Source organism: Pararhodonellum marinum, from assembly GCF_015354735.1.
GTDB classification, from domain to species: domain Bacteria; phylum Bacteroidota; class Bacteroidia; order Cytophagales; family Cyclobacteriaceae; genus Pararhodonellum; species Pararhodonellum marinum.
In genome coordinates this window covers 51,332-74,996 of record NZ_JACEFJ010000014.1, presented here as the reverse complement: position 1 = coordinate 74,996, position 23,665 = coordinate 51,332, and the positions used below count along the sequence as shown (strand labels likewise).

The following is a 23,665-nucleotide window of genomic DNA, read 5'->3' as shown; positions in this document are numbered from 1 at the left end:
AAACATTACCATGGCAGATACAAACGAACAGAAGGAAGTTATTCAGGATTTAAGGGAAAAGGCAGCAATCATAAAGCTACTTGAAGCCAGCAATGCAGAATTAACCAAGAGAAATGAGGAGCTGGATTCCTTCAACCATTTTATAAGCCATGATTTGCAGGAACCGCTCAGAAAAATACAGCTCTTTATTTCCCGTCTGGAAAAAGCAGAAGATTTGAAGCTTCAAGCTGAAGCACTCACTTATTTTGAAAAGATCAAAAACAGTGCGCATAGGATGCAGCAATTAATCCATGACCTGCTTGTGTTATCTCACACTTCCGGAGCGGAAAGCAAATTTGAAAAAGTTAATTTAGGGGAGATGTTAGAGATCGCTTTGCAGGAACTGGGAGAGGAAATTGCAGAAAAAGATGCCATCATTCACAGATCTCACTTGCCGGAAATTAATGGGATTCCCTTTCAATTGGTACAGCTGTTTAAAAATCTATTGGGCAATTCACTTAAATATGTCTCCAAAGATTCAGTGCCTGAAATCAAAATAGGGACTGAACCCATTTCACCCTCAGATGTCAAAATGTTTCGGGATTATAATGAGATTGACCTTGTCAAAATTACTGTCCAGGACAATGGGATCGGCTTTGATCAAAAACATGCCGAAAAGATTTTTGAGATGTTCAAAAGGTTACATGGGAAAAATGAATATTCTGGTACAGGAATAGGTTTGTCTATATGCAAAAAAATCATGGAAAACCATAAAGGCTTCATTTTTGCCAAAGGCATCCCTAATCAAGGGGCGCTATTTACTATACTGTTGCCCAAAAACCTTCCCTCCTTGGTTTAAATTAATTTTTTTTTTCATGATGGATTTTATTTTTAGTCAATAAATTGTATAAATAATGCAATTTATAACAACCTTGTAACAATTATAGAAAGTTTTGTAACCGAAAAACCCTAAACACCCCCTACATTTGTAGCATATCAAAATTCAATGTTTCAACTGCTGCAGATCTGTTGTTCATTAACTTTTGATTTTTGCCTCAACTGGCAGAAAATTTAAAGGAAAGACGAAAGAAATTACTTGATATGTTACTCCACCTTTCGGAAAGCACCAACAATTAACAGTTGAATTGAACTTAGATCCAAATTACCCTATAGGTGTTTGGTGGGCATCTAAGTTTATATGATTCTCTTTGTTTAATGGACTTAATGGTTGGTGGAGTACATATCGCCAATGTTAAAAAAGTACAATAAAATCATTAAGATAGCGTATTCCGCTTTCTGAGCAAGTCTGGGAAATAATATATCAGTGAATGTTAGCGCTTGCGGTTTCGTGACAAATTTCGGACGATATCATTTGGATAGTTTCAGGGAACAGGTTTTGTTTTTCAAGTCGATCAATTTATGAGAACTTAACCAACCACTACAACCCGGCACGAGAAGCCCTCCTGTGCTCTGAAACAGTAATCTTGCAAATGCTGGTGCCGTATTAAACACGGAACCAAGTAGGCTCATATGGCATGAATTGATGACTTGTAAAGAAAGCGGGTGCCTTATCTTCATCATTTCCACTAACTAAACCAATACAACCATGAAAAAAATAATTTATTTATGCGCAGGATTGTTGTTCACCATGAGTGCTTGCGACTCGCCCAACCGACAAACGGAAGACAGGGACGGGACATTAAGTGACCGAGACGGAACTACTGATATGGACCGTAGGACTGGTGATACAGACCGAAGTAATACTGGAGTCGAAACATTGTTTACCACCACCTATGAGGATTTGGTAGAAGACAAGCAGAGTCTTGAAAAAGACTTCATGGAATTGAAGCAGGAACGTACTGCCAGAGCCGGTCAAGCCTCTTCAGCCTACGATAGCTTAATGAAAAATGTGGAAGAAAAAATCCAAGCCTTGGATAAGAAAGCAACAGAATTCAGAGCAGCTACCAGTGATGATCAAAAAGACAGAATCAAAAAAGAATTTGACATGATCGAGGACGAAGCGGATGAAAGAATTCGCCACATCAAGAATAATTATAAAGACAATAATTAATTAAACTTTATCTAAAACCCACCATTTCCCCCAGGGCATTTGGCCTTGGGGGATTTTTTATCTAATCTTTCAATTGTAAATAACAAAACCATGAGATCATTATTGTATTTGATTGCAGTTATCGTCATCATAGGCTGGATTTTAGGCTTCTTTGTATACAGTGCAGGAGCCATCATCCATATCCTATTGGTCATTGCCGTAATTTCCATCATCCTGGCCGTCATCAGAAGGGCCTAGCGCGGAATTAAGAAAAGAACATGCAGAGAGAAAAGCCCCAATTGGGGCTTTTTTGTTTGGATACTTCCGTAAAGGTGGAAGGGTTTATATGTTAGGGACTAGCTTAGGGTTTGAACAAAACCTAGGTAAAGGATACAAAATTTGTTTTAAGCTGGCAAATCGACTTACCCTTCATTAAATTTCAGTTTAAATTCCTTGTTATGAACAATCCCAACTCTTCAGATTTCCCAAAAGCACTCCATTCCATCCTTGCAGATACGGATTCTGCAGGGTTTACAATGGCCTCAGAACCCCTAACAGGATCTCTCTTAAAAACCCTGGCAGCCAGCAAGCGAGGAAGCAGATTCTTGGAATTGGGTACGGGTACGGGGATCTCAACCGCTTGGATCCTAGCTGGAATGGATCAGAAATCCTCATTGATCTCTGTAGATCATGACATGAAATTCCTAGATATCGCCCAAAAACACTTGGGTAATGATACTCGGTTGACTTCGGTCTGTGAGGATGGTGGCCAATGGCTAAAACGGAACAAAGGGGATATGTTCGATTTTATATTTGCGGATACCTGGCATGGGAAATTTCTTATGCTGGATGAGACACTCGACATGTTACACAAGGGTGGCTTTTATATCATTGATGACTTGCTTCCACAAAGCAACTGGCCTGAGGGACATCAGGATAAAGTCCACCAATTGATCGATACTTTGGAAGCTAGGAAAGATTTGGTCATTGCCAAAATGAATTGGGCCACCGGCCTAATAGTGGCGACAAAAATTTAGCAAGGATACAAAATTTTTCTAAGCACGCTATTCCTTAGCCTATCATTCTTTGGGTTTAATAGAGACCATTTTCATTAAAAAAAGACATTCAATTCACTTGAAAATTTCAGCATTAAAATGGAAAATTCGTGGTAAATTTAGTGCTATTCCTCCTCAAACAAAACCTTTTCTACCATGCAGCTTTTTACCTGTGACCATTGCAGTCAACCTGTTTATTTTGACAATACCCTTTGCCTGAATTGCCAAAACCAGTTGGGATTTGACGGTTTGAAACTTAAAATGGTTTCCCTTCAACCTCAGCCTGATGGGCGCTTGATATCCGCAGCCGATGGCAAAGCCTATCACTTCTGTTCCAATAGCCAATACCATGTGTGTAATTGGGTGATTCCTGACGATGACCCGGCTATTTTTTGTATGGCTTGCTCTCTCAACAGAACCATACCTGATTTGTCGCAACCTGAGTATCTGGAACGTTGGAGGGTCATAGAAACAGCCAAACATTGGCTGATTTATGCCCTGTTGCGATGGAAATTACCGGTTATCAGCAAAGTAACCGATCCTGAGATCGGCTTGGCGTTTAATTTCAAATCAGATTCAGGGATGCCTCCCGGGCAAAGGGTGCTTACAGGACATGCAGACGGCCTGATCACCATGAACATTGCCGAAGCGGATGATGTGGAAAGGGAAATGGCAAGGAACAGCATGGATGAGGTCTATAGAACAGTCTTGGGACATTTCAGGCATGAAATCGGCCATTATTATTGGGATAGACTGATTGCAGACTCAGCACATCTGGAAACTTTTAGAGAGCTGTATGGAGATGAAAGTACCAGTTATCAAGATGCCCTTCAGAAACATTATCAAAATGGTGCACCTGAAAACTGGCAGGAAAATTACATCAGTGCCTATGCCACCATGCATCCCTGGGAAAGCTGGGCCGAAACTTGGGCCCATTACCTCCATATCGTGGATACTTTGGAAACTGCTTATGCTTTTGGGATTACAATACAGCCTAAAAATGACAACCATTATCAGGTTCTTTCCACCAAAATGGAAGATAATGCCTATGATTGTGCGGATTTTGAAAAAATATTTGAGGAATGGCTACCGCTATCCATCATGATGAACAGCCTGAACCGTAGCATGGGTGCCAAGGACCTGTATCCCTTTGTGATCAATGCCACTGTAAAAGGAAAACTTAAATTTATTCATGAAGTCATTCATCAAGCTGCTCTGAAGTGATGTGCATTGGTGATTTATGTCAAGTTGTAAAAATTGTAAGTAGTAGAACAGAACTCCTCTTACGGTGAAGGTAAAATGCCTTTGAAATATCTCATTTTCGAAAAAAATTAGTCGCCTTTTATTTTTGAACAGGTCTTTCGTAAACGTCATGCTGAGCCTGTCGAAGTCCGCCTGTATTTTCGGTCAGGCCCGCCTAAAGGCTGGGCAGGCCCGCCTAAAGGCTGGGCAGGCATCTCTCCGAAAATATGAAGACTCCTTTGGCGGCCAGGATTCGCACCACTCAGAGTGACGGTAAAAAGGGAGGTTATTTTCTAAGTTTCGAAGATAATTTGACAAGCTTTTACCACAGGTTGACAAACTTAGCTCAGATTGACCATGAAAATGTGAATTTTGATCCAAAGGTCTAATCATCCCTTAAAGTGCGATTCCAACCAACTAAAAACCAAGATTCTGGGCATCTACCATCTCCACCCATCGGCCCATTTTTTTCTGGATTACTTTGAAATGGTGTTGATCTTCGGGAGTGATCAAAGAGACGGCCTCCCCTTCCGACCCTGCTCTTCCGGTCCTTCCGATTCTATGGACATAGTCCTTGGGAGATCTGGGTAATTCAAAATTGACCACATGGGGAAGAAATTTGATGTCAATTCCTCTGGCAGCAAGATCAGTGGCTACCAAGACCCTTATATGGCCGGCCTTGAATTTGGTCAATGCATCTGTTCTGGCCCCCTGACTTTTGTCCCCATGAAATGCGGTAGCCTGAATGCCGTTTTTGTTGAGCTTAGTTGCCAAATTATCGGCAGCCCGAATAGATGAAGTAAAAACCAATACCTGTTGCCAATCCCCTTTTTCAATCAAATGCCTCAGCAAAGGTCCTTTTTTTTCTTTGGCCACCAGATAGGCCGTCTGGGCGATAAGTTCTGGAGCTATAGGATCCTGGTTGACTTCAATTTTGATAGGTTGATGTAACGTTTGCGCTATCAAATCCTCAACCTCAGCTTCCATGGTAGCTGAAAAAAGGATGTTTTGTCGCTTTTTGGGAAGTCTGGAAAGGATCTCATCTACCTCTAGTTTGAATCCCAGGTTGAGGACTTTGTCTGCTTCATCCAACACTAGAATCTTTAGTTTATCCAATTGGATGGCATTTTTGGAAACAAGATCCAGCAATCGACCTGGAGTAGCTACCAATAAGTCAGTGCCGTGCAGGTGAATCATTTGGGGATTGATGGAAACCCCTCCAAAAACCGCTGCACATTTCACTTTTCGGGGCAGGTGTTGGGAAAACATTTTGACCGTTTCTTCTACCTGGGCTGCAAGTTCCCGTGTAGGTACCAAAACCAAAACAGTGATTTCACGACTTTGGTTGGTAGGCTTTGATTGGAGCTGCTGAAGTATCGGCAGTACATAAGCTGCTGTTTTTCCTGAACCCGTGGGTGCTATGCCCAATACATCTTTACGTTGAAGAATGGGCGGAATGGCAGCCAACTGAATGGGATATGGACTTTCGTACTGGGCTTTTTGAATCGCCTCCAATATGGAAGGAGATAATCCTAAAGAAGAAAAGGTCATGGAAGAAGATTTCCAATAAAGGTAAGGCTAAAGCTTTTGGTATGAAAAGATGGTCCAATAAATTCCTACAAAATGGTTTTAAAGTAACGCAAGATTGACAAAGCAATCATTTGAACTTTTGGTATCAAGCACTTTTTTTCAGACTCATCAGGTATTCCACCAAATCGACCAATTCCTGGGTGCTCATGGTTTTTTCCATACCTGAGGGCATCATGGAGTTGTCCATCTGTTCTATTGAGGCAATGTCACTGGTCTTCAGCCTGGTGACCGCACCCCCCGGCATTTTCAATTCCAAATCGGTTTCGGTACGGCTGGCAATCACCCCGCCGTAGGTGCTCCCGTCTTTGGTTTTGATGATGTGGCCTTCGTAGCCAAAGCTGATTCCGGCATCTGGATGGATGATGGCAATGTATTGGGCTTCTTTTGACAGTTTACTGCCGATTTCGGTCAGCTTGGGACCAAAATCATTTCCTACTTCATTTACCTGATGACATATGGCGCAATTACTTTGGAATACAAGGGCACCATTGGCCACCTCTCCTGACATGGCCAACAAGTCTTGCAAAGGAGGGAGATCACTTTCACCTTCAGTTCCAGGCAAATAAGCAGCCGCCTCTGTCCTTACGCTTTTCCTCCATGCCCAGCTTACGCCATCCACGGCTGAAGCTTTGAGGTTTTCGGGAAGGGCATCCTCTTTCAATAGCGCCAGCACCCTGTCCTCCCCGGAGTAGCTACCCCCCAAGGCCTGTGTGGCTGCCCTTCTTACATTCATGGACTGCCCTTCATCAAATACCATGGATTCCAACATGTCCAGTGCTTGTTTAGAGCCAATTCCTCTGAGAGCGGTCATCATGTCAAATACCTGCTTTTCTTCTCCCCTTTGCAAGACTTCCTTGATCAACTGGGCTCCATCTTGTTTTAAAAGGACGTCTGCAGCCAATCTACCAGTAGATTGATCAAATTGATCCAACGCCAGTTGCAACAGCCTTGGATTTTCCTCTTTCATTTCATATTTACGGACCATCTCGGCAAATTCATAGGTGCCTTCCATGTCATCCAATACCTCCTTAAGGGCAGCCATGGCTATGGGAGAACCCCTGACAAATTTGGGGTCCAAGTGATTGATTACCAATTTTTTGATTTCCTTTTCTTCCTCAGTTTCACTATCCAGCATTTGGATCAGGGCTTTGGATTTGCTTTCTGCATCTGGGTTGAAATCAAATGCTCGGAAATAACGCAACCTATTTGGTAAAGAATCTTGGTTGGAAGCGGCCAAGTTAGCCAAATAAGGGATCGATTTGCCTGTCCTTGCCCTCCACACGATGTCCTGATGTGACTTTTGGCTCAAATCAACTGAGCCCACTTCCTTGGTCCAAGCCGCAAAAAAAGCATCCCATTGTTGCTCCGCCCCTATTCCCAAAGCTTCAAGATACCATCGATCGTCACCGTCATGTTGAGCTGCCAATTTAGCCCATAATTGGGGGGCTTCCTGGGCTTTATTCAGCCTAAGTGCTATGGCACACTCCCTCCTTACTTGAGGATCTTTACTCTCGACAAGAGTATGAAGTAAGGGTATCAAATCTAATTTCAATTGTCTCGCTGCCCTTAACCCAGCGATCTGAATGTCTGGATTGACGTCTTTGATCGCTTTATCAACATACTGCTCTCCTTTACCCTCCATTTTTACCAATACCCAAAAAGCCCTCGCCCTCATCCTTGGATTTTCATGTGATTCAAACATCGCTGAAAGACCTGCCTCGGCTTGGGACCCCATTTTTTGGAGACTCTGCCAAGCTTGGTAGCGCCAGGAAAGGTTTGGGTTTTGTAAAGCCTGCAAAGCACCTTCAATTTGATTGACATCATATTCGGGTACTTTATAAGGGGTATTGGGAGGTGCAATCCTAAAAATCCTGCCTCTGTCCAAATCTCCCGCTTGGTGACCTCCAACCCCAGGGTCATACCAATCTGCCACAAACAGTGACCCATCAGGCGCTACACAAACATCTGAAGGTCGGAACCACTGATCATTGTCACCCTCCAGGATATCCACTATCGTGGCGGTATAACCTGCGCCATCCTTTTCCACAGGATAGGCTCTGATGATGTTGGGACCTGCATCTGCATGGATCATCTGATCCCAATAGATCTCTGGCAACAAACGGCCTTCATAAACCAAAATACCCGTTGGGGAACCTGCACCTGTTTGCAAAAGGTTTGGCACGACACCCGGATCATTGAGGTGCCAGTGCTGAAGGGGAATTTCTTTTTCTTTGTTGGTGCGGTTGGCGGTCCAACTCGCATTGGTCATTTCGTCTTTGTACCCATAGTTGCCATACTCCATCACAAAATTGATCCGCACCCCTTGGTTGCCATCATCGTCATTGTCGGATTGCCAAAGTGTTCCATAAGAATCTACCGCTACTTCGTAGTTGTTTCTGAAATTTTGACCCAAAACCTCGATGTTGGTAAAATCCGGATCGCACCTAAAGACCAGACCTTGCTTAAAATTAGCCGTTGAAATCTCAACTCCATGGATGTCTTTGATGATATTATTGTTTTTATCTTTGAGTTGTGCCCCTGAATTTCCAAAATTGAAGTAAAATTTGCCATCTGGGCCAAAAACAAAAGCATGCATGCCATGGTCATGCTGTTCGCCTGAAATACCTTGGAAAATAATCTCTTTTTGGTCAGCCTTATCGTCTCCATTGGTATCCTTAAAAAGCCAGACATAAGGACTTTGAGAAACAATGGCTTGGTTGCCCATCACCCAAATCCCCAAAGGAGCATTGATTTCAGGACCCTGATAAAAAACAGTTTGCTTATCCTGAACACCATCTCCATTGGTATCTTCCAAAATCAGGATTCTATCCCCTGCCTCTTCAATGTCGTTTCCAGTGATGGCAGGTCGGTAATTATAGGCTTCAAGTACCCATATCCTACCCTTATGGTCGATGTCAATATTGGTTGGGTTGGTGAGGGCAGGTTCTGATGCGAAAAGCGTAGCCTCAAGACCTTCAGCCACTTTTAATCCTAGTAAAGCGTTTTCTGGCAAACGTTTTTCTTCTTCGGTCAATTTATCATATGAAGAAATTTGAGCATTGTTTTTGGTTTCACAAGCAAGGAATGTAACCAAAACACAGCACATAAGCACCGTGGAAAAGCGATTCAAATTAGAGGTCATAGAAGGTTTTATTCTTACTTAATGCTTATTTAGAATATACAATTGGATAAATATATGTTAAGGTCCAACAAACTGTATCCTTTACTTTCGGGTAGAATCCGGGGAATCAAATTGTAAGTGAACAAAAAGGAAAATGTCCATTTAGTCCGGAAGCGGTTTTACCATGATGTTTTTGAAATAGACAATGCTTTCTGGGTCATGGGCCTGAAGGGCGAAAGTACCGCGATCGAGTTTTTTGCTGCCCAGGTCACCAGTACGGTTGGTATCCTCAGATTCTTTGTATTCCATGACTGTCTTGCCGTTGATTTTTACGGTTACATGGTCCCCCTGCACGATGATGTGTTGGTTATACCATTTTCCATCCTTGACGTGCACCTCCCGCACATCGTTGAAAGAATACAGACTACCGGTTTTTCTCCAATCGCTGTGGGTTTGGTTCACCTGTACCTCATATCCTTTTTCCGGCCATCCATCATCCTGAAATTCAGTATGGAAAAAAATTCCTGAATTGGCCCCTTCCATCGTTTTTACATCAGCCTTAAATTCAAAATTCTTAAAATCATGGTTTTCTACCTCACCCACATAAAAGAGGTGGGCTCTATCTCCCTGTACTTTCAAAACGCCATCCTCTAAGGAGAAGGACTCTGGATTTTCACTGATGGTCCATCCTTCTAAGGACTTTCCGTCAAACAGTGATATCCAACCATCTTTGTCGGATTTTTTTTGGGCAAGTACCACAGTGGAGAATAAGAGCATCAAGCCTATCGATAGGTATGTTTTCATTTTGGGTTACAATTGGTCTACTTCTCAAGTTAAGTGATTTACTGTTCAAATTCAACAACATACAGATTTAGTAATTCCTAGAAGGTCAAGGATAAGGATAAATGAAAAATTTAGTCCCTTTCTGAATAGTTGAGGTTGAAGATTGGATCTGATGCCCAAATAAAAAAACCATCCAATATACACTTTGAATGACCAAATTTTATAGTAAATTAAATGCAGACTTAAAATAATCAACAACCTATGGCTGTAAAAAAAGATCTTGATTTCACTTACACGACGATTGACAAAATATTTAGATTAAGCATTGGAGAAACAGGAGACTTCAGTGGAGCAAAATACGACGGTGATTTCAGCATGTCACTTGAAGAAGCCCAAAGGGCCAAGCACAAGTTCATTGCGGATAGTTTGGGAATCAAAGCAGGTAGCAAGGTCTTAGACATGGGGTGTGGATGGGGTCCTTTCACAAAATATGTTACGGAAGAGAGAGGCGCCATTTGCATTGGCCTTACCTTATCAGAAGGACAGGCCAAAGCTTGTCAAAAGAACGGATTAGATGTACGGATTAAGGATTGCCGTTATGTAAAGCCAGAGGATTTTGGTTTGTTTGATGCCATTGTATGTATCGGAGGTATGGAACATTTTTGCTCCATAGAAGAATGGCAGGCTGGCAAACAGGAGGCGATTTACCATGATTTTTTCAAACATTTGAATGACTTATTGCATACAGGGGGACGATTTTACATGCAAACCATGGTTTTCAGCAAAAACATGATTCCTTTTGAGGATATGAGCTTAGATGCTCCAAAAGGGTCATCGGCTCATATCATGGCGCTTATGGTGGAGGAGTTTCCAGGTTCTTGGTTGCCTTATGGACCCGAAATGGTCATCAACAATGCCAAGCCCTACTTTAAGTTGATATCAAAAAGTTCAGGAAGGCTAGATTACATAGAAACCATAGGGCAATGGCGGAAAAAATTCCGAAAGTTTGGACTGAGAAAATACGGACTCTACCTATCGCTACTTCCCAAATACTTCACAGACAAGGCCTTTAAACATCAGGTTGACATTTTTCAGCTCAGCCCCAACAGGGTCTGTTTTGAACGGGAAATCATGGACCATTACCGGTTGGTGTTTGAAAAAACCGGTGAGGAAATGAAATAACTTTCTTAGATAATCCTATTTCTATTCTATTTCATTCCTTTGATCAAATCAGTAGAAATTTATAATATATTAAAAAATTAACATCATTTACTTACCTTTATCCTAATAGATTCATCCTTTCATACAGATTTGAAAATAATCACCCCGTTGATTCGATATTATTGACCCAGATAAACCAGTTTATGAAAGTACCTATTTATAGTATCATCTCAGGAACCGGCCGATATATTCCGGAGCTTAAAATTAAAAACGAAGATTTCCTTTCGCATGAATTTTACGATAAGGGTGGTTCAAGAATAAATAAGGACAATCAAGAAATCATTGAAAAATTTCATGCTATTACGACCATTGAGGAAAGAAGGTATGTCGGTCCGGAATTAACAGCTTCCGACATTGGGTATTTTGCTGGAAGGGAAGCCTTGGAATCGTCCTCAACGGATCCTGAAACCCTCGATTACATCATTGTAGCACATAATTTTGGCGATGTAAGAGATGACAATAAACAATTGGACATCGTACCAAGCCTTGCAGCTCGAATCAAACATAAACTGGGCATAGAAAATCCCGAAACAGTGGCCTATGATTTACCCTTTGGATGTCCGGGTTGGCTACAGGGAATCATTCAGGCCGATTATTATATCAGATCCGGGGATGCCAAAAAAGTTTTGGTGATCGGAACCGAAACCCTTTCCAGGATATTTGATCCACATGATCGAGACGGTATGTTGTATGCCGACGGAGCCGGCGCAACCCTTTTAGAGGGCAAAGCAAGTGAAAAACCAATTGGCATTCTTTCTCACAAAACAAGGTCCGATACCATTTTGTATTCACAAATGCTCTTTATGGGGAAATCCTATAAATCAAATGGTATGTTGAAAGATAACCTTTACCTTAAAATGAATGGCCGGAGGCTTTACCAGTATGCTCTTGAAACCGTCCCCTCATCCATAAAAGCCTGTCTGGAAAAAGCCAATGTTCCAATTTCCGCTGTAAAAAAGGTCTTGATCCACCAAGCCAATGGGAAAATGGATGACGAAATTATCAAAAGATTGTTTCACCTCTATGGTTTGGAAGATGTTCCAAGAGACATCATGCCTATGACCATTTCATGGTTGGGCAATTCCTCTGTAGCCACAATTCCTACTTTGCTGGATCTGATTCTAAAAGGAGACCTCAAACCTCATGAAATCAATCCTGGGGATCTGATCGTATTTGCTTCAGTAGGGGCAGGTATGAACATCAATGCAGCGGTCTACCAAGCATAATCAAATTTTCCTAGCGAAGAGATTACGGTTTTAAAATGATTTTCCCTAATTGTTTGCCTTCTTTCATTCGGTCAAAGGCTTCTAAGGCATTTTCCAAAGAGAAAACCTGATCAATGAGTGGCTTGATTTTATGTTGGTTTACATGGGCTAACATCCCTTCAAAGTCCTGGTCAGAGCCCATCGTGGTACCCATAAGCTTGATTTGATTCCAAAAAATTTTTCTGGCCTCCACAGAAGGAGGATTGCCTAATGTTGCCCCAAAAAACACGATTTTCCCACCTGGTTTACAGACTTTTATCAGGCCTGTTAGGGTATCGCCCATGGCAGAGTCGATGATTACATCAAAACCGCCCACTTCCTCCAGAGCTTCATTGACCCAGTTCTTGTCTTTATAATTATAGACTCCTTTCATCCCCAACTGCAAGGCCTTATCCCTTTTGGCAGCGTCACCACTACTCACATACACCTCAGCTTCTAAAGAAAGTGCGAATTGAGCGGCAAACTGGGCCACCCCTCCCCCAAATCCAGTCACAAGGACTCTGTCACCTTTCTTTACCTCGGCTTGATAACTGACTGCCCTGAAGGCGGTCAACCCACCCAGTGGCAAAGCAGCTGCTTCTTCCCAACTTAAGTGATCTGGCTTATGGAATAGTCTATCCGCAGGTACCTGTACATATTCGGCAAAGGTACCATGATCTGGCATGCCTAAAATTTTGAATTCTTTGGATTGCACCCTTTGGTCGTTGCCCCAATTTAAAGCGGGGTTGATGATCACCTTTTGGCCAAGCCATTTGGAAGCTACATCTGAACCTATTTCCACCACCTCTCCTGCCCCATCAGAACCCAAAACTACGCCATCCTTGAGGTTTGGATACATACCTTTCCTACTCCATTCATCTCTATGGTTCAGTGCAGCAGCTTTTACAGAAACCTTTACTTGGTGGGATTCCAACGGGGGCAAATCGAAGGAGGTATAGGCGATTTTATCTTGGGTTTGTTGGTCTAGGATAATAGCTTTCATAGTAAATGGATGGTTTTGGCCGAATATCTTATCTCTAAAGACAATCATCAATTGAGACCCAAAGTTCGAATTTCAAAGAAAAAAAAACTGTAAAATGAGCGGAAACCATTGATGGGATACATTACCTCCCGAAAAAAAACATTCCCCACCGGTTCGTGGACCAGTGAGGAAAGCTTTGATATTTCAATGTAAGTGAAAAAGGAAGTAGATTTAATTCATAGGCTTTTATTTTTTTGAATGCAGCGCCAAACGGTTACCTTCTGAATCTATAAACACGGCCATATAGCCTATTTCCGGGGAAATTTGGGTTTTGGGAATGAGCACTCTTCCACCAGCACTTTCTACTCTCAGCAATTCCTTCGCCAGATTTTCAGAGGAAAAGTATACCAAGGTCCCAGAGGTACTGGGAGCATAAAAGTCATCGTGTTTGACCAAGGTACCCCCTGCGCCGCCAGAGGCATCATTGAAAGGAAACCAAGCCATATCTAATACGCCAAGTTTTTGATGTGATAGTTTGATACCAAAAACGCGTTCATAAAAGCTCATTGCTCTTTCCATGTCGCTCACGGGAATTTCGAACCATTCCACTGTTATTGCTTTCATCGTCTTCATCATTTAAAATATAAAAATTTTTTAATCAAACATTCAAACAGTTTATCATTCGAAAAAAACAAAATCGTCAAAATCAAAACCGTTACCTTTTTCAATAACCTTCTTTAAGGTCAGTGTGTTTGTGCTTTGGGTGAAAACACGAATTTAAATACAAGATACTCTTTTTTCAAAATATATTGCTTCAATAAAGATAACAGACGTTATTTTTATTGGAATGTTTTGAAAAAATCAAAGTGGAGAATTTCAGCTGTCATTGGAAATGGATACCAGATGATCATTGCTAAAAATTTTCCGCTGGATCAAGTCACATGAGTCAAAACAATCATGGAGCTTGATTTATCAAATGGCCTCACTGTTCTTCCTCTGCCAAAACAGGATCATTTAACTTTTTATCCAGCCAATCGTCACTTATCCTTTTTAACGAATGTAACAGGATAGAAGTATTAACATCTAAACAATCTTAATTCAGTTTGGCAAGATATATGAATTCTTTTGAAATTCAATGGCATAGGCTTAAAATGAGGGATTTTTGTCACCTGTTTGGAAATGGTAAAAAGGTAATATTTCATGGGCAATACAAAAGCATTCAAATTATTAAGTATTTTTGAAATTATGTCTTTACCCTATCATTGGTTATGATAAAATATCTTGAGACCTTGTTCCAAGAAATCGGACCCGTCAGAAGTGCATTGATTGCAACCCTTTTTACTTGGTTTCTGACAGCACTTGGGGCCTCTCTGGTATTTTTCTTCAAAAAAATCAACCGTGGTGTTTTTGACACCATGTTGGGTTTTACCGGAGGAGTCATGGTGGCTGCAAGTTTTTGGTCCCTATTGGCTCCAAGCATCAGTCATGCAGAGAAGGACTATCCACACATGCCCTGGTTTCCTGCAGCGGTAGGGTTTTTGTTTGGGGCCCTATTCATTTTTGGCCTTGACAAAATCATGCCCCACCTGCATATCAATTTTGCAACCAAAGAAACAGAAGGGGTAAAAACAGCTTGGCACAAAAGCACCTTGTTGCTCTTGGCCATAACCTTACACAACATCCCGGAAGGTTTAGCGGTGGGCATCCTTTTCGGAGCGGCTGCGAACGGTATGGAAGGGGCAAGTTTAACCGCAGCTATCGCTTTGGCAATCGGGATCGGGATTCAGAATTTCCCTGAGGGAATGGCTGTCTCCATTCCACTTCGCCGACAGGGAATTAGTCGAAGAAAAAGTTTTATGTATGGTCAGGCATCAGCATTAGTCGAGCCGATAGCAGGTGTATTGGGAGCGGTTGCTGTAGTCCATATGGAAGCTATTTTACCATTTGCGCTATCTTTTGCAGCGGGCGCCATGATTTTTGTGGTAGTGGAAGAAGTTATTCCTGAGACACAACGGGATAAATTTACAGATTTAGCTGTCCTTGGTTTTATTGGGGGATTTATCATTATGATGATTTTGGATGTGGCTTTGGGTTGATTATTTTTGATTGACTTCGCGATTTTATTCGTATTTTATCTACCAAAACTGCAATTCATGGAGCAAATCATCGTTTTTTCCACTTTACTTTTGGCATTGGTACTATTTATCTGGGGGAAGATACGGTATGATCTGGTTGCCATCATTTGTCTTTTGACTTTGGTTATTTTTGGCCTGGTTCCAGGTGAGGATGCTTTTTTGGGATTTGCGCATCCTGCCGTCGTGACCGTAGCCATGATCCTGGTGGTCAGTCACGGGCTTTCAAGATCGGGATTGATTGAGTTTCTAGCCCGGTGGGTGATGGAGAAAAACATGAGTTTTACGCTGCAGCTAGCGTTTCTTTGCACCATGGTTTGTTTTGCTTCGGCCTTTATGAACAATGTCGGCGCTTTGGCCATGACAATGCCTTTGGCAGTGCACATTGCCCAAAAAAGCGGACAATCTCCTTCAAGCTATCTCATGCCCATTGCTTTTGCTTCCCTTCTGGGAGGAATGATCACCCTAATCGGAACACCCCCGAATATCATCGTCTCCATGATCCGCGCAGAGCAATTCGGGAGTAGGTTCAAGATGTTTGACTTTGCACCTGTCGGAATTGTTTTGGCTGTGATCGGATTGGTTTTTATTGTGCTGGTAGGTTGGCGACTGGTGCCCAAAAGGGTTTCTAATGAAAATGGGAAAAATAAATTTAACATTGATGATTATATCACTGAAGTCAAAATCACGGAAGATTCTAAGCTCAAAGATGAGCCAAGGAGTGCTATCCATGAATTTACCAGAGGCAATATTCAGGTACTCAACATCATCCGGAATAGACAAATGACCTTTGCTCCTGGAAGAGATTTTGTCTTTAAAAAGGATGACATCATCACCATTCAAGGTGACCCGGAAGATATCAAAGAGTTTATCGAAGATTCCAAAACCAAACTTGAAGGAGAAGAAAAAGGATCAGAAAAATCTGAAAGAGAGGCGGTTAATATCTCATTGGTAGAAGCTGTAGTCATGGACAATGCCAGAATCATCAACCGATCTGCGGCCTCTATGCAGATGAGTTATAGGTTTGGTGTCAACCTGCTGGCCATTTCGCGCCAAAGTGAGAAAATAAGAAAAAGAATCGATCATGTGAAATTCCAAGTAGGAGATGTCATCCTGGTACAGGGCGAAAGTGACCGCATAGATGAAGCACTGGAGAGAATGGGCTGTTTGCCCTTAGCCGACCGGGGACTTAACTTAGGTCAGCCAAAGAACATCCTTTTGTCCTTGGGAATTTTTGGTTTGGCTTTAGGTCTAACCATTACTGGTTGGATGGAAGTACAGGTAGCTTTCACATTGGCTGCTTTGCTTATGGTTCTGACCAAGGTCATTCCACTTCGTGAGGTGTACAATGGGGTGGATTGGCCAGTCATTATTTTGTTGGGGGCGCTGCTACCATTGGGAACTGCTTTGGAAACCTCCGGGGGTGCCACTTCTATTGCAGAGCAGATTTTAATCCTAAAAGACTTCTTACCCGAATGGGCCATTCTTGGACTGGTCTTGGTAGTCACCATGCTGCTCTCGGCCATCATCAACAATGCTGCTACCGTAGTCTTGATGGCTCCGATCGCCATAAGTGTAGCTTCAGGCATGGGAGTCGCAGGTGATCCTTTTCTCATGGCCGTAGCTGTAGGTGCTTCCTGTGCGTTTTTGACACCCATAGGCCATCAAAGCAACGCCCTAGTCATGGGGCCTGGTGGCTACAAGTTTGCCGATTACCTGAGATTGGGCCTGCCTCTTGAGATCTTGATCACTGTCATCTCAATTCCTTTGATCCTATATTTCTGGCCTTTATCAGGTTAAATCAAAAAGCAAGAAATAGAATTAACCGGATGCCAGTTTTGCTTTAATGGTTTCTTTTACGGATGCTACGTTGTGTCTCACTTTTCTCAACTGCAGGGAAATAAAGATTTTGATAAGACCGATGACTATAAATGCCATACCTGTAAAATAAACAATGGCCAATCCCCCAATCATCGGGTTAAAAACAATCATGATCCCGAGCAACATGGAGACTATTCCAAAAAACAACCCCCATCCCCATCCTGCGACGCCGGCACGACGGATGTCCATAGAAGCACCGATTCCGGCGAAACCTTTAAACATAAAATAAAAAGCCACCATCAATGGAAGTACAGCCATCGTCAGGCCAGGATAAAACAGGAGCATGGCCCCAATGATAAAGTCCACGATGGCCCCAGCAAAATGCCAACCCCAATTATCAATTTCTTTTCGGTTAGAAATAGAGAAAGTTAATTCTGTCACTCCTGAAACAAACATGATTACACCAAACAATATACTCAAACTTACAAAACTGGATAAAGGAGTAGCCATGGTCCAGATTCCTACCAGAATAAAGAGGATTCCCAATACCAGAGTAAGCCACCAGTTTTTAACCTTGTATTGCAATTTTTCTATGATTTCTTTAGGCATGATCGTAGGGATTTAGTGTTTTTGATAAGGTATATGACGGAAAGGGATAATGAAGAATAAAATTTTATAAAACTTAGCTAATGCTTAACGAAAATTTTGATATTCAACTCAATGTTAGTATAACTAATTTCACAAAAAAAGTCAATTTTTCAAATTAATCCTACTTTTAATTTTTTTCATCACCTAACTTTTGTAAATGAATGGGCTAAAAGTGTATTTCATTTACCTTATTCGGCAAATAAATAGGCCTTCGGAAAAGAGTTTTCACCTGCAATTTACCATGATCTATTGATCTAAACGCCTAATTTTTTGAAGTAAATAATTGTTTTCTTGTTGCAAGCGGTCGATCTTTTCCAATAACTGAACCACCACATCGATTCCCTCGGGGCTTAGTCCAAGATCTTTATAAATTCTTACCAGCCTCTCCAATTCGGATAGCTTATCTTCTTCCAGGTACTTCTGTTCCTCAATTTCGTACACGTTGATCAGTCCAACCTCCTCCAGCCTATAAATCAAACTGTCCTCCACACCATGATAAGTGCAAAAGGTTTGAATGGTAATCATTTCAGTTTTTTTCATGAGATCTGAGTTTAGCCAATTCAGTGAACAATTCCTTTTCTTTATCCGATAGCTGTTGGGGTATTGTCACTTTATAAGTTACATAAAGATCCCCAAACTGTCCTTCCTTTTTATAAACAGGAAACCCCTTCCCTTTCAACCGGACTTTGGTATCATTTTGAGTGCCAGCCTGTACTTTGAGCCTGACCTTACCATCAAAAGTCTCCACCTGGATTTCTCCTCCCAAAACAGCGGTATAAAGGTCCAGTTTTTCCTGAACATGCAGATCACTTCCTTCCCTTTGAAAACGCGTATCATTTTGAATGACAAAGGTGATGAAAAGATCACCTTTAGGTCCCCCATTTATTCCCTCTCCCCCATATCCCTTGATTTTGATGGTCTGCCCGTCCTCAATCCCGGCTGGCACATTGATCCGTATATTTTTGCCTTCTATTGTAAGGGTATGCTTTTGTGTGGTGTAAATGGCTGAAAGAGGAAGCTGCAATTCAGCTTTGAAATCGTGGCCTTTATACCGTACCTCACTCCCTCTTTGTCCCCCAAAATCCCGGTGTGAACCTCCACCAAACATTGAACTGAAAAAATCTGAAAAATCTTCTTCAGAGAACCTTCCGGAATAAGCCCGTTGCCCTCCTCCACTTGGCCGGGTACCCGAACTTCTTCCCGCTTTCTCAAAGGCTTCTGCATGCTTCCAGTCTTTGCCGTACTGATCATATTTTTTCCTTTTTTCAGGATCGCTAAGCACTTCATTGGCTTCATTGATTTGCTTGAACTTGAGCTCTGCCTCCTTGTCATTGGGGTTGAGGTCAGGATGGTACTTTCTAGCCAATTTCCGATAGGCTTTTTTGATGTCTTCTGGTTTGGCAGAGTTCTCGATCTCTAATACCCTGTAGTAATCTATAAAGTCCATAAGTGAATAAGCTTCAAATTTGATACTTAAGAAAAAAAGCAGAAAAACCGAAATTATGATTTTTTTTCAATCACTTCTTCCTTCTCACCCAACAAAGTAGATGGCTCGATGGGTTGTTTTCTTATAAGGCCAAATCCATCGATAGCAAATTTACGGATATGTGCTTCCATTTCATCAATGGAGTCAGTCAAAATAAAGAGTTCCAAATCACTTTTGTTGATGGTACCATACTCTGCCATATGCTTGATGTAAGCATAAAGGTCTTTGTGAAAATCACTGCAGACAAGCACTACCGGAAAACGTTTCATGATTTTCGTCTGTATCAGGGTCAGGGCCTCAAAAAATTCGTCAAGGGTCCCAAATCCACCAGGCATGACTACAAAAGCGTAACTATATTTAGAGAGCAACACTTTACGAACAAAGAAATACTTAAAATTCATCCATTTGTCCAAGTAAGGGTTGGGATGCTGTTCGAAGGGCAAAATGATGTTACAGCCGACAGATTTGCCACCCACGTTTTTGGCACCCCGGTTGGCAGCTTCCATGATTCCCGGCCCACCTCCAGTCATAACCGTAAATCCCATTTTACTGAGCCTTTCCCCTACTGTAACCCCCATCTTGTAATAGAAGTCGTCTTCCTCAAACCTAGCCGATCCGAATACCGTCACACAAGGACCAACGAAATGGAGCATCCGGAATCCCCTGATAAACTCCAAAACCACCTTGATGACAAATTTAAATTCCTTCCAACGTGTCTGAGGTCCCGCAAAAAATGCCTCCTCTTCAGGATTAACCAAAGGTGAAAACTGCTCTTTTCCGTCTTTTATCATATTTTGGGTTTTTATATAGGATTTTTTCCCTCCTAACTTTTGACTTATCTCAAATTAACAAAGTATGGCCTAAAGCCAAAGGACAAGGCTTGAATTTTTTAAAAGAATGGTAGTTATGGAAGGAATTAAACAATTGTTTTGAATAAACCAACTGTGGTTTAAAGGTGAAATACAAATAGAAATCAATGATCTTTTACACCAAAAGATCTTGAATAATCATTTAATTTTTACTACTTCCATGTCTCCTTAAAAACCTCCCCTACCTTTCCTTCCGATTCAATTTTTCCGTTTTCTATCAATAGGACCCTGTCAGACATTTTTTGGACCTCGTGAAAATCATGGGAAACCAAAATGGTGGTAAGACCATACTTTTTGTGAAAATTCAGAATATCATCCTGGAGTTTAACCCTCATATTGGTATCCAATGAAGACAAGGGTTCATCCAACAATAAAATGGAAGGTTTGCGGACCAAGGCTCTAGCAAGGCCTACCCGCTGTTTTTGACCACCCGATAGCCAATTGGTTTTTTTATCTCTTAAATTTTGAAGCCCTATGGTATCCAACATTTCCTCAATGATGTCTTCAGAGGCATCTCTGGGTAAAGCAAATTTCAAGTTACCGAAAACCGTCATGTTGGGGAAAAGGGAATACTCCTGGAAAACCATGCCTATAGGCCTTTCCTGCGTTCTGAGATGAATTTTTTGCTGGCTATCAAACCATGTCTCTTCATTCACCAAAATACTTCCCAGATCAGGCTTCATCAAGCCGGCGATCATCCGGATGATGCTGGTTTTACCTGCTCCGGATGGCCCGTACAAGGTCACGAGTTCGTTTTTTTGGATATCGGTTTTCACCTGTAATTGTATCAAACCATCAGCGCCGTACAATTTTTTATGAAGATCCAGTTTGATCATAGGATTCTGATGTTTTTGCGTTGCTGATAATTGAAAAAATAAACAAAAGACAAAATCAAAAACGAAAAAACCAAAAGTATCAAAGCATAATGGTTGGCCAAGCCATAATTCATGGCTTCCACTTCATCATAGATACTGATAGAAACCACCTGGGTGATTCCCGGAATATTGCCGCCCACCATCAGCACCACGCCAAATTCTCCAATCGTATGGGCAAAAGTCAGGATGCAGGCCGATAAAATAGCCGCCGACATATTGGGCAAAATCACTTTTCTCAAGGTCGTCCACCTGCTTTTTCCCAAAGAATAAGCAGCCTCCACCAGGTAATAAGGAACCGACCGAAAACCTGATTGCAAAGGCTGTATCATAAAAGGCAAACTGTAAAATACCGAAGCCAGCACCAACCCCTCAAATGTGAAAACCAATCTCAGGTCAAAATTTCTTTCCAGCCAAGCACCCAAACCATTTTCAGGGCTGAAGGCCAACAAGAGATAAAATCCCAACACTGTGGGAGGAAGTACCAATGGCAATGCCACAATTGCCTCCAAAAAGATTTTGTATTTTCTGGGATTGAAAGCCAACCAATAAGCCAAAGGTACCCCCAACAAAAAAAGTAGGATGGTAGTCACCAAAGCCAATTGTAAGGACAGTATAAAAGGACCGTAATCCATCATTTTGGTCAGGGTTTGGAAAAACCATAGTGTAACAAAATCAAACTTGCCTGCTCCCCTTTCACAAAATCAAGAAAATTACCAGCTCTGGGGTCCGATTCCGGTTTTTTGAGCAATACAGCACCTTGGAGCAAGGGTTGGTGGTGGGATTCGGGAATCAGGTAGTAGGTATGATTTATTTTTTTCATATTGGGAGAAAGTGCAAGAGATAAGGCTATGATTCCAATGTCTGCGGCCCCGCTGCTGACAAACTGGGAGGCTTGGGCGATATTTTCACCAAACACCAATTTGGATCGAACCGTATCATAAAGATCCAGGTGTTTCAATGTCTCTTCTGCTCTTTGGCCATAAGGGGCATGCCTGGGGTTGGCGATGGCTATTTTGCGGATTTGTCTGTCTTTAAGCATTCCCATAGACAGCTTATCTCCTAGGTCCTTTTTGCTCCAAAGCACCAGCCTACCGACACCATATCCGAATATGTCAGAGGCTGTTTTACCGTTTTCCTCCAATTTTTGGGGATAGGCCATGTCTGCTGAAAAATAAACATCAAAAGGAGCACCGTTGGAAATCTGTTCGAAGAACTTGCCGGAGGAACCGTATATTACCTCAATTTCGGAAGCATGGGGATAAACCTGAATGAGGGAATCCATGGCAAATCTCAAATCCGCCGCAGCCGCCACCAGGACTTTTGGTTGCTTTTGAGATAAGGCAGGGTTTATGAAGACCAAAACCAAGATGGAAAACAAAAGGATTAACCTTGTCATAAATTATTTTCAAGATGGACTTCTCGGGTCCAATATCAATCTAATTTTATCAATTTCACCGACACCACATCCCTGATCCACCGGGCATGCAGTTTTTCTTCTGGCACTACAAACCTAAAAGGCCCGACGCCATCTTCCAAGGGAATACCATCCCTAGAATGGGCCACCAAAATCTCCTTTCCAGAAAATTCCGGATCGATCTCAGGTAAGGAGAAAATGACCTTGTAACCATCTGCTGCCTCCGCCAAAAGGTATTGGGCCTGGCTTTTCCCCTTAAGTCCGGTTCCAAATTCCATCTTTGCCCTTTTGAGCAAATCCCTTAAAAGTACACCCTGAAAGCTGTGCATTTCCCCGTCCCTGTCCCTGCCCTTTACCTCGGTTTGAGGCATGGCCTTGAGTTCTGCCAGATTAAGTGCAAAAGGATCTGGCCATTCACCCGAAAAAGAAAGGGTAGGAATTTCCTTTGATTGGGCTACGGAATTTTTTCCACAGAAATACAAAAGAAAGAAAAACAACGCAAATAAGGTGCATAGTCTATTTTTCATAACCCAGAACATTCGGTCTTTCCGTTAAGCGATATTTCCAAATATACATATCGCTTTTCAAAAAATACCAAAGTTTGGGAATTTTGCCTAGGTCAAAGGCGGTCCAAGAGATGCTCTCCCTCCGTGGCTATGGATTTGATTTTTTCATCCAACTCCCTGTACTTTTTCAAAAACATCCGTCCAAAGTCAGTGAGCATTGCAGAACCACCTTTCTGTCCTCCTTTTTGCAAGACAACAAAGGCTTCCGGGCTCCTGTTGTTCAGGTCATTGACCATTTCCCAGGCTTTTTTGTAGGACATACCCATGGCTTTGGAAGCTTTGGACACAGATCCATGGACCACAATAAGTTCCAACAACTCTGCCCTTCCCGGGCCAAAGAATTTGCTGTCGTCTAATTCAATCCAACACCTGATTCTGAGCTTTTTTTGGGACATGCGAATATTTTTTTCTAAGGTAAGATTTTAGAAATTGAATTTTTTCCTTTCACGCAACCTAACTTTTATCCTCTCTTACATATGGGAATAATGATTACCCGTCGAATGAATTCAATCCCACATAGCCCTGAAAATCTCTTTATTGAATCGAAATCATTTTAGCCCAATCTTAGAAATAGTAAAGTATATTTC

At 41.9% G+C, this 23,665-nt stretch carries 23 protein-coding genes; 9 read left to right on the top strand and 14 right to left on the bottom strand.

Features of this window, described 5'->3' with window-relative positions:
- Window positions 1-10 precede the first annotated feature (10 nt).
- The 5 genes from H1A14_RS19775 to H1A14_RS19755 all read left to right on the top strand — a co-directional run bounded on the left by H1A14_RS19775 (window position 11) and on the right by H1A14_RS19755 (window position 4,308).
- Entirely contained in the window at window positions 11-838 is an 828-nt protein-coding gene (locus H1A14_RS19775) for a sensor histidine kinase (RefSeq protein ID WP_194778038.1), read from the top strand.
- 747 nt (window positions 839-1,585) lie between these two features.
- Window positions 1,586-2,050: a hypothetical protein gene (locus H1A14_RS19770; protein ID WP_194778037.1), complete on the top strand. Its 465-nt coding sequence runs from the start codon at window positions 1,586-1,588 to the stop codon at window positions 2,048-2,050.
- Window positions 2,051-2,140: 90 nt separating this feature from the next.
- Complete coding sequence (locus H1A14_RS19765; RefSeq protein WP_194778036.1) at window positions 2,141-2,287, top strand: lmo0937 family membrane protein; 147 nt, start codon at window positions 2,141-2,143, stop codon at window positions 2,285-2,287.
- 200 nt (window positions 2,288-2,487) lie between these two features.
- Entirely contained in the window at window positions 2,488-3,066 is a 579-nt protein-coding gene (locus tag H1A14_RS19760; RefSeq protein ID WP_194778035.1) for an O-methyltransferase, read from the top strand.
- Between the two features lie 174 nt (window positions 3,067-3,240).
- Window positions 3,241-4,308, top strand: a complete 1,068-nt coding sequence (locus tag H1A14_RS19755) for a zinc-binding metallopeptidase family protein (RefSeq protein WP_194778034.1) — start codon at window positions 3,241-3,243, stop codon at window positions 4,306-4,308.
- 435 nt (window positions 4,309-4,743) lie between these two features.
- On the opposite strand, the gene H1A14_RS19750 is transcribed toward H1A14_RS19755, so the two are convergent.
- The 3 genes from H1A14_RS19750 to H1A14_RS19740 all read right to left on the bottom strand — a co-directional run bounded on the left by H1A14_RS19750 (window position 4,744) and on the right by H1A14_RS19740 (window position 9,841).
- Window positions 4,744-5,877, bottom strand: a complete 1,134-nt coding sequence (locus H1A14_RS19750) for a DEAD/DEAH box helicase (RefSeq protein WP_194778033.1) — start codon at window positions 5,875-5,877, stop codon at window positions 4,744-4,746.
- Between the two features lie 124 nt (window positions 5,878-6,001).
- The gene (locus H1A14_RS19745; RefSeq protein ID WP_194778032.1) at window positions 6,002-9,058 is read right to left on the bottom strand and encodes a PVC-type heme-binding CxxCH protein; all 3,057 of its coding nucleotides are present in this window, start codon (window positions 9,056-9,058) and stop codon (window positions 6,002-6,004) included.
- Window positions 9,059-9,199: 141 nt separating this feature from the next.
- Window positions 9,200-9,841 carry a 3-keto-disaccharide hydrolase gene (locus H1A14_RS19740; protein ID WP_194778031.1) on the bottom strand — a complete coding sequence of 214 codons (642 nt, stop codon included), beginning with the start codon at window positions 9,839-9,841 and terminating at the stop codon, window positions 9,200-9,202.
- Between the two features lie 240 nt (window positions 9,842-10,081).
- Between H1A14_RS19740 and H1A14_RS19735 the strand changes: the two genes are divergently transcribed.
- Both H1A14_RS19735 and H1A14_RS19730 read left to right on the top strand, forming a co-directional pair.
- Window positions 10,082-11,002: a class I SAM-dependent methyltransferase gene (locus tag H1A14_RS19735; protein WP_194778030.1), complete on the top strand. Its 921-nt coding sequence runs from the start codon at window positions 10,082-10,084 to the stop codon at window positions 11,000-11,002.
- Between the two features lie 182 nt (window positions 11,003-11,184).
- Window positions 11,185-12,267 carry a 3-oxoacyl-ACP synthase III family protein gene (locus tag H1A14_RS19730; RefSeq protein WP_194778029.1) on the top strand — a complete coding sequence of 361 codons (1,083 nt, stop codon included), beginning with the start codon at window positions 11,185-11,187 and terminating at the stop codon, window positions 12,265-12,267.
- A 22-nt stretch (window positions 12,268-12,289) separates the two neighbouring features.
- Here the strand turns inward: H1A14_RS19730 and H1A14_RS19725 are convergent, their stop codons facing one another.
- Window positions 12,290-13,288 carry a zinc-binding dehydrogenase gene (locus H1A14_RS19725; RefSeq protein ID WP_194778028.1) on the bottom strand — a complete coding sequence of 333 codons (999 nt, stop codon included), beginning with the start codon at window positions 13,286-13,288 and terminating at the stop codon, window positions 12,290-12,292.
- 225 nt (window positions 13,289-13,513) lie between these two features.
- A complete protein-coding gene (locus tag H1A14_RS19720; protein WP_194778027.1) occupies window positions 13,514-13,891 on the bottom strand; it encodes a VOC family protein in 378 nt (125 codons plus the stop codon).
- A 644-nt stretch (window positions 13,892-14,535) separates the two neighbouring features.
- Between H1A14_RS19720 and H1A14_RS19715 the strand changes: the two genes are divergently transcribed.
- Together H1A14_RS19715 and H1A14_RS19710 are read left to right on the top strand one after the other, a co-directional pair.
- Window positions 14,536-15,363: a ZIP family metal transporter gene (locus H1A14_RS19715; protein ID WP_194778026.1), complete on the top strand. Its 828-nt coding sequence runs from the start codon at window positions 14,536-14,538 to the stop codon at window positions 15,361-15,363.
- A 57-nt stretch (window positions 15,364-15,420) separates the two neighbouring features.
- Complete coding sequence (locus tag H1A14_RS19710) at window positions 15,421-17,199, top strand: SLC13 family permease (RefSeq protein WP_194778025.1); 1,779 nt, start codon at window positions 15,421-15,423, stop codon at window positions 17,197-17,199.
- 21 nt (window positions 17,200-17,220) lie between these two features.
- Here the strand turns inward: H1A14_RS19710 and H1A14_RS19705 are convergent, their stop codons facing one another.
- The 9 genes from H1A14_RS19705 to H1A14_RS19665 all read right to left on the bottom strand — a co-directional run bounded on the left by H1A14_RS19705 (window position 17,221) and on the right by H1A14_RS19665 (window position 23,473).
- Window positions 17,221-17,829: an HdeD family acid-resistance protein gene (locus tag H1A14_RS19705; protein ID WP_194778024.1), complete on the bottom strand. Its 609-nt coding sequence runs from the start codon at window positions 17,827-17,829 to the stop codon at window positions 17,221-17,223.
- A 285-nt stretch (window positions 17,830-18,114) separates the two neighbouring features.
- A complete protein-coding gene (locus H1A14_RS19700; RefSeq protein ID WP_194778023.1) occupies window positions 18,115-18,408 on the bottom strand; it encodes a chaperone modulator CbpM in 294 nt (97 codons plus the stop codon).
- Complete coding sequence (locus tag H1A14_RS19695; protein WP_194778022.1) at window positions 18,395-19,315, bottom strand: DnaJ C-terminal domain-containing protein; 921 nt, start codon at window positions 19,313-19,315, stop codon at window positions 18,395-18,397. Before H1A14_RS19695 ends, H1A14_RS19700 begins: the two co-directional genes overlap by 14 nt.
- A gap of 53 nt (window positions 19,316-19,368) precedes the next feature.
- Window positions 19,369-20,145 carry an LOG family protein gene (locus H1A14_RS19690; protein ID WP_194778021.1) on the bottom strand — a complete coding sequence of 259 codons (777 nt, stop codon included), beginning with the start codon at window positions 20,143-20,145 and terminating at the stop codon, window positions 19,369-19,371.
- A gap of 230 nt (window positions 20,146-20,375) precedes the next feature.
- Window positions 20,376-21,059, bottom strand: a complete 684-nt coding sequence (locus H1A14_RS19685; RefSeq protein WP_194778020.1) for an ABC transporter ATP-binding protein — start codon at window positions 21,057-21,059, stop codon at window positions 20,376-20,378.
- Entirely contained in the window at window positions 21,056-21,730 is a 675-nt protein-coding gene (modB, locus tag H1A14_RS19680) for a molybdate ABC transporter permease subunit (RefSeq protein ID WP_228527892.1), read from the bottom strand. The genes H1A14_RS19685 and modB overlap by 4 nt, the downstream gene beginning before the upstream one ends.
- A gap of 8 nt (window positions 21,731-21,738) precedes the next feature.
- Window positions 21,739-22,494, bottom strand: coding sequence for a molybdate ABC transporter substrate-binding protein (gene modA / locus H1A14_RS19675; protein ID WP_194778018.1), 756 nt, complete (start codon window positions 22,492-22,494; stop codon window positions 21,739-21,741).
- Between the two features lie 35 nt (window positions 22,495-22,529).
- On the bottom strand, window positions 22,530-23,039 hold the full coding sequence (locus tag H1A14_RS19670) for a molybdopterin-dependent oxidoreductase (protein WP_194778017.1): 510 nt from the start codon (window positions 23,037-23,039) through the stop codon (window positions 22,530-22,532).
- A gap of 92 nt (window positions 23,040-23,131) precedes the next feature.
- A complete protein-coding gene (locus tag H1A14_RS19665) occupies window positions 23,132-23,473 on the bottom strand; it encodes a winged helix-turn-helix domain-containing protein (RefSeq protein WP_194778016.1) in 342 nt (113 codons plus the stop codon).
- Between the last annotated feature and the right edge of the window lie 192 nt (window positions 23,474-23,665).